The following is a 2,222-nucleotide window of genomic DNA, read 5'->3' as shown; positions in this document are numbered from 1 at the left end:
GGCTCGGGGTCAGGAGCGGGAGTGGAGTCAGGAGCGGCGGCCTGGGACACGGCGGTCCTGCGGAGAACGCTCCGCAGCATCTCCTCCGCGGTCTCCGCGCTCAGCCGCTGCTGCGGGTCCTTGTGCATCAGCCGACCCACGACCTCGGCCAGAGCCTTGCCGTGCTCCATCGGCAACGGGTCCGACTGACAGACCGCGACCAGGACCTCGTACTCGTTGACCCGGTCGAACGGGTGCCGGCCCTCGACCATTTCGTACAGCGTGACACCCAGCGACCACAGGTCGGACGCCGGCGTCGCGGCACTCTGCTGCGACGTCTGGCCGAGGAGTTCGGGCGCCAAGTACTTGAACGTTCCGATGAGTTCCCCGGCCCTGGTGAGCGGCACGGCACCGTCGAAGGTCGCGATCCCGAAGTCCGCCAGGATCGCGAAGTCGTCCTTGGCGAAGAGGATGTTGGACGGTTTCACGTCGCGGTGGACCACCCGCGCCTCGTGCACGGCCCGCAGCCCGCCCAGCACCTGGAGGCCGATCGCGGCCGTCCGCCGCACCGGGAGCCGCTGTTCCGCGCGCATCAGGTCCGCGAGCGAACGCGCGTCGAGCAGGTCCATCACGATCCAGACCTGGTTGCCGGACTCGACCCTGTCGTGCACGGCCACCACGTTCTGGTGCCTGATCTTGGCGATGGCCGCGGCCTCGCGCCGCGCCCGGTGCATCATCTGCTCCTGCGTGACCGCTCCCACGGTGTCCCGGCCGAGCAGGCCCTTCACTGCGACGTGCCGGTCGAGGCGGGTGTCGAGGGCTTCCCAGACCTCGCCCATGCCACCACGCCCGAGGCTGTGCAGGAGTTCGTAACGACCGTCGATCACATGGTGCGGTACGGGGGTCGCCGTCGCACGGCCCGACGCCTCGGGGGTCGGCCGAGTGTCCGACCACGGCTGCACGTGCTCGGTCGAGTCGCTCCGGAGGTGGTCGTCCGTCCAGCCGTCATCGGACCTGCGAGAGGATTCATCGCCCTGCCCGCTGCCCGAATCACGGCCGTCCGTGCCCTCGCTGTGCATGCGACCCCCTGTGGACTACATGGAGGCAACAGATTAGACGCTCGGTCATATCCGGGCCGATCAACAGGACTTGCGATTCGGTCACGTCACGGGGCCTCTCGCACCGGCTCACGCCCGGCTCGGCGACCGGCGTTCCGCCGACCATCCGGCTGCCCGACTGTCCGACCGTCCGGCTGCCCGCCGCGCCGGTTCACCATGTCGACCGGTTCGCCATGTCCACCGGTTCGCCGTGTCCGCAGGCCCCGTTAACCTCCCCGAGTGACCGATGAAGCCGCCGTGTGGCGCCGACTCTCCGCGCTCCTGCCGGCCGAGGATGCCCAGGACGTCATGGACTGCTGGAACATCGGCGAGCAGGAGGGCGGCCTCCAACTGCTCGTATCCGCCCTCCAGAAGCATCAGGTGGCCATCGACGAAACCACCCGGGTAGAAATCGCCGTGGTCTGCGAGACCTGGGGAATGTGGCCCGTGCCCCTCGAATCGCTCCCCCGTCCGGACTCCGGCGACGGAAGCCACTCGACCCTGCGGTTGGTGGAGGACGACGCCACGGCGCCTCTGCCCGGAACAACGGTCGGGCTTCACGACCGGCTCCTGGTGATCCCATGGATCGGCTGCACGGAATGCGGCCGAACGCTGGCCCGCGCGCACACCCGGGAGCCCTGGGGCGACCTGTCCTACGTCCCGGAGCACTACGTCGTCCTGGACTCCGATCCGGATGTCGCCGCCCCGCACGTCTTCGCCCCGGAAGGCGTCCAGGAGGCGCTGGCAGCGCTCCGTACCTCGTGCGAACGGCCGCAACACGGACAGGTGCGAGAACCGACACCCTGACCTGCTGGTTCAACATTCCTGCCGAACCGTTGCCCTGAAGGGCACACCACACTGCCCCATCACTTGTCCCACTGCCCTGCGCGGGTACTGCGCCCCGCACGCACTCTGAGGCGGCGGAAGCGGGCTGCGTGTCGGTGGGCCGGGAGGGTGGATGAGGGCGGTTCCGGAGCAGGGCCCGGCCCCGGGACCCGGCCGGGAGGGCACTCCCTCCCGCAAGGACGTGACGCCCGGGCCCTGCTCCGGAACCGCCCTCATCCACCCTCCCGGCCCACCGACACGCAGCCCGCTTCCGCCGCCTCAGAGTGCGTGCGGGGCGCAGTACCCGCGCAGGGCAGTGGG

2 protein-coding genes are annotated in these 2,222 nt (G+C 70.0%); one reads left to right on the top strand and one right to left on the bottom strand.

What is annotated here, in order from left to right; all coding sequences use genetic code 11:
* The coding region (locus EAO76_RS43685; protein ID WP_148841744.1) for a serine/threonine-protein kinase at positions 1-1,058 on the bottom strand (1,058 nt) is incomplete at its 3' end.
* Positions 1,059-1,316: 258 nt separating this feature from the next.
* Here EAO76_RS43685 and EAO76_RS43680 point away from each other — a divergent pair.
* On the top strand, positions 1,317-1,883 hold the full coding sequence (locus EAO76_RS43680; protein WP_148841743.1) for a hypothetical protein: 567 nt from the start codon (positions 1,317-1,319) through the stop codon (positions 1,881-1,883).
* The last annotated feature ends 339 nt before the right edge of the window (positions 1,884-2,222 follow it).

Origin of the sequence: Streptomyces sp. sk2.1 (genome assembly GCF_008120935.1) — a bacterium.
In the GTDB taxonomy this organism is placed as follows: Bacteria; Actinomycetota; Actinomycetes; order Streptomycetales; family Streptomycetaceae; genus Streptomyces.
The sequence above is the reverse complement of the archived record's forward strand: the minus strand, read 5'-3'. Positions and strand labels throughout refer to the sequence as shown.